Annotated in this window: 4 protein-coding genes; 1 reads left to right on the top strand and 3 read right to left on the bottom strand. The window is 67.2% G+C overall.

Going from position 1 to position 4,152, the window contains the following annotated elements:
- On the bottom strand, positions 1-398 hold a 398-nt coding region (locus ACNPP0_RS26810), incomplete at its 3' end, for a hypothetical protein (protein WP_448707510.1).
- Positions 399-618: 220 nt separating this feature from the next.
- On the opposite strand from ACNPP0_RS26810, the gene ACNPP0_RS26805 reads away from it, so the two are divergent.
- Positions 619-1,335, top strand: a complete 717-nt coding sequence (locus ACNPP0_RS26805) for a hypothetical protein (protein ID WP_332610154.1) — start codon at positions 619-621, stop codon at positions 1,333-1,335.
- Between the two features lie 133 nt (positions 1,336-1,468).
- On the opposite strand, the gene ACNPP0_RS26800 is transcribed toward ACNPP0_RS26805, so the two are convergent.
- On the bottom strand, positions 1,469-2,998 hold the full coding sequence (locus tag ACNPP0_RS26800) for a tetratricopeptide repeat protein (protein WP_448707508.1): 1,530 nt from the start codon (positions 2,996-2,998) through the stop codon (positions 1,469-1,471).
- A 165-nt stretch (positions 2,999-3,163) separates the two neighbouring features.
- Positions 3,164-4,042 (bottom strand): alpha/beta hydrolase, encoded by an 879-nt coding sequence (locus tag ACNPP0_RS26795; protein WP_448707506.1) that lies wholly within the window; start codon positions 4,040-4,042, stop codon positions 3,164-3,166.
- Positions 4,043-4,152 lie beyond the last annotated feature (110 nt).

Genomic DNA, 4,152 nt, shown 5'->3' with positions numbered 1-4,152 from the left:
TGCGCCGTCGGTGCGGCAGCGGATGCCGCCGTGGCGGCGGGCTGCGCGGCAGCCGACGCTTGCATGGCCCAGGCCGCGGCCTTTGTGCTGGTGCCGTCGGCGACGCGTGCGCCGGCGCTGGTGTAGCTGGCCCAACGCAGATCGACGGCTTGCGCGCATTGTTTGCCCAGCAAAACCCCGATCTTGGGAAGCAGGCGGCCCAGCGCGGCGGCGTCGGGCGCGGCGCCGTACACGGCGCGCAAGTCCAGATGGGCGCTGCACCACGGCGAGCCGGCGGCGTGATCGATGAATATCTCGATGTTTTCCGCTTTGGAATATGCCAGGCGATACGCCTCGGCGTGTGCTGGCAGGCTGCCAACGCTTGCGGCAATTGCCGCGGCCACGCAAACCTTCTTCATGCTTTCAGCCTCGCCCTGTACGCTTTGGTTTACAGTATAACATTGCGAATCATTTGACATTAAATGATACGTGGCTTAGGAATGTTCCTAACCACTATTTAATGCAATATTATCAAGGGGTTATGGCGTGACTTCAGCTTTCATCGGATGGTTTTCAGAAAAAGCGGCAGGCGGGTCCGATGTCAGTCGTGCATTTCGCGCAATAGTCACGATTTCCGCCGTGGTCGCAACGGCTGCGCTGGGCGGCTGCGTCAGCACGGGCTCGGGCAAGATGGGCCTGGATTTTGGTGAAGTCCTGGCCAAGGAACAACAGGTTTTCTCCGTTAACGGCGAACGCGCCGCGCTGCGCCGTTACTACAACGATTCGTACGACATCAAGTTTTATGGCCAGAAGAAGGTGATGGAACTTGAGGTCAAGGGCGCAGCCATGACGGTGGCGAACGTGTCCGAAGTGCCGGGCGCAACGCTGATCACGCTGGACGTGCCGGAGCTGGGCTGCAACCACGTCTATCACGTCTACCGCGTATCGGGCGCGCAGTCGTCAAAGTGGCAGAACAGCTATCGCAGCTGCGAAGGCCCGCTGGCGTTCAACGTGTCCAACGGCCAGTGGACGGCCCGCCAGACCGTGAAGCCGGCTGTCGGCAAGCCCTACATGCTGGTCTATCAGGACGGCAACCTGTACACCCGTCCGTTGGAAGTGGCCAAGCCCCGCGTGCCAGCCAAGCCGCGCCCGAAGGCGCCGCCCAAGGCCAAGCCCGCCGCGCCCACGGCGCCTGTCGCCGATGCGGTCAACCTGGATGAGGTCGCCGCACCGGCAGCCGCCGCGCCCGCCGCCGCCAACCTGGACGAGATCGACGCGCCGCCGCCCGGCAAGATCAACACCAGCGGCCTGAAGGCCGACACCGCCAGCGACGTCAAGATGAAGGACGAGAAGTAAGACGGTTGCCGGGGCCGCGATGCGGCCCTGGATACGGGGTGGGGCCCGCCGAGGGGCGCCCGCCGAGGGGCGCCCGGCAAGAGGCGCCGGGCAAGGCGGAGCCGCGCTAGAGAACCCCGCTAGCCGTGCCCGCCTAATGGCGTCCGGTTACGACAGCGCCGTTATGCGCGACTCCGGCCACGGTCTTGCGTTTGGTCCGAGGCGCGTCGCAGCGTTGGCGATACGCCTTGACCGCGTCGGAATCCGCCGGCTGGAAGTAGGGATGCGGGTACCGCGCCTCGCGCATGGCGTCGTGCAGGCGGGGGCCCCACACGCATTGCGCCTGCGCCTCGTCCCACAGGCGAACCGCCTGCTCGGGGCGGTCGTGTCGCCATAGCGCCAGGCCATAGTCGGCCACCAGCTCTTCATTGCGAGACAACTCCCGATACGCCACATGCAGCAGGCGCAGCCCTTCTTCGCTGTCGCCTTGCAGGCTCAGGATCCAGCCCAGGGTGCCCTGGTTGAACGCGTTCGGCCCCATCTCGCGGATCGATTGCCGCGCCTGGGCTTCGGCTTGGGGCAGGTAGTCCGGAAAGTCCGCCAGAAAATAAGCGATGTTGTTGGCCCAGTCCGTGTCGCTGGCCCGCCCCGCACGGCCGAGCCTGGATTGACGCTGTTGCAGCGTTTGCGCATCGGCCAGCGCCAGGTCGGGCATGCCCAGCAGCCGCTCTACGTCCAGCCGGTCGCTTAGCAAATCGGTGTCGACGGGTTTCAGGGATTGCGGAAACCGCCATTCGCGTGCCCGCATCAGCCAGTGGCGGGCATCGTCCTGCCGACCGACCATCAACAGCAGTTGCGCCAGGTCCAGCTGTTGTTGCGGGGTGGCGGCGCAGCGCATCCCGCTGATCAGCGCATTCGCGCCGTCGACGTCGCCCTGGCTGAATTTGCGGTTGACGGCGTCCAGCTCGTCAAAGCAGGCGCGGTTGTCGATAGCGGGCCCCTCGATGGACAGGGATATGGACACGGCCGGCTTGTCGTGGCTGAAGTAGGCGGTGGCGCCTTGGCGCGTGGTGTAGCCCAGGTCTACCCATTGTTCGCCCCAGCGCTGGCGCATGGTCAGGATGTAGGGCCACGCGGGCACGGGTTCTTTGGTGCTGCTGCTGGAATGCAACTGGAAGAAGTGGCCCCACGCGCCGTCGCCGACGCGGCGGATCAGCGTGAAGTCGTCGTGGTCGTGCGCCTTGTCGGTCCAGACCCAGGCGGTACGGCCCTGGTCGTCGGTGACGCCGTGCAGGATGCCGTCCTGGCTGGGCGTGTCTTCAATGGATTCCTGCTTGCCCGTCAGGAACAAACGATATGGCGTGTGCGGCGCGGGCGCACTGTGGTGGTCGCTCGGCAGTGTCAGGGTCAGGGTCTGGCCATGGGTGCCCCGGCCGTACTGGGCCATGCCGGGCGGGGGCTCGGTGAGGGCGGCTGCGGCAGGCGCGGCGGGTGTGGCAGCTTGAGAATCGCCGGGCATCACGGCGGGCGCCATACGGGGCGCCATACGGGGCGCCATACGGGGCGGCATACGGGGCGGCATATCGCCTACCGTCGCGGGTTCGGCGTGAGCGCCCGCCAAGGCCAGCAGGCCGGCGGCGGTCAGGATCAGCGAGGTCAGGCGGTGCAGGGTGAACAGGGGCATGGAGGTGGCGGGCACGATGGCGGCCCGCCCGTCATTGAGGCGGGCCAGATTGTGTCACGAACGCGCGGCCTGTTGCTCGTCGGTCCCTATCGCTGTCGACCGTTTTTCGATGGCCACCGATCGTCGCCGGACGGTTCCACCTGCGTCCTATCGCGCTTACGGCTTCTACCGCTGTAGTCGTGCGGTGATGAAGGCGTTGATTGCGCGGGTGGCCTCGTTGTCGGCACCGACGTCGGCGTTGACCTGCGCGTGGTTGCGGGCAACGCCGAACAGCGCGGCTTGGCCGCCATGTGCCGTCAACAGGTCGGCGTAGCGCTGCGCGCGTCGGCATGGGTCCGGTCGCAATGTGGAACACACGAATAACGCGGGCGGTTGCGGCCCGGTCAGTTGCGCGGCGGGCGACGCCTGCGCCCATTCGGCGGGGTCCGCGCCGAAGGCTTCGTCGTAAAACGGGGCGTGCGGGCGCGGCATGACGTCCAGCAGATCGAAGCCCGCCCCGTCCAGGATGATGCTGGCCCGCCACAAGGGGGCGCCCGTGCGCTGGCGCATCGCGGCGTCGGCGGCCAGCAAGGTCAACAGGTGGCCGCCTGATGAATGGCCCATGACGAACAGGTTGTCCGGGTCAACCTGCCAGCGGCCAGCCTGCCCGGCGATCCACGCGATGGCCCGCCCCAGGTCTTCGGCTTGCGCGGCCGGCCGGGCTTGCGGCATCAGCCGTGTGTTGACCGAGATCACGGCGTAGCCCCGGGGCAGCCAGTAGGCCAGCTTGTCCTGCACGACGTCGGGCGTGGCCTTGTCGCCGCCTTTCCATGAGCCGCCATGCACCACGACAAGCACCGGCGCGGGTCGGGCGCGCGGTGTCGATGCATCGGGCAGATAGACATCGGCAATCTGGGCGGGGTCGGGGCCGTAGCGCTGATCGGCCAGCACGGCTGCCGGAAACGTGGGGGCTGTGGCTATCGGCGCGGCGTACGAAACGGTCATGGCCGGCCCGGGCAGGGCGGTGGCCACCAACAAGGACAACAGCAAGCAGGGCGCGCGCATGGATGGGACGTGGCGAAGGCGGAACGCCGATCAATGTAGCGCAGTTGCAGAGGTCGCCGCCGACCGTCCCACCGCGAAGCCGACCCGACCGATCCGACCGATCCGCCCCG

This window comes from Achromobacter semiaridum, from assembly GCF_053543755.1.
The sequence above is the reverse complement of the archived record's forward strand: the minus strand, read 5'-3'. Positions and strand labels throughout refer to the sequence as shown.

Excerpts from the sequence above, each read along its gene's own strand:
- ACNPP0_RS26795 (WP_448707506.1), bottom strand. The coding sequence starts at position 4,042 with ATGCGCGCGCCCTGCTTGCTGTTGTCCTTGTTGGTGGCCACCGCCCTG.
- ACNPP0_RS26800 (WP_448707508.1), bottom strand. The coding sequence starts at position 2,998 with ATGCCCCTGTTCACCCTGCACCGCCTGACCTCGCTGATCCTGACCGCC.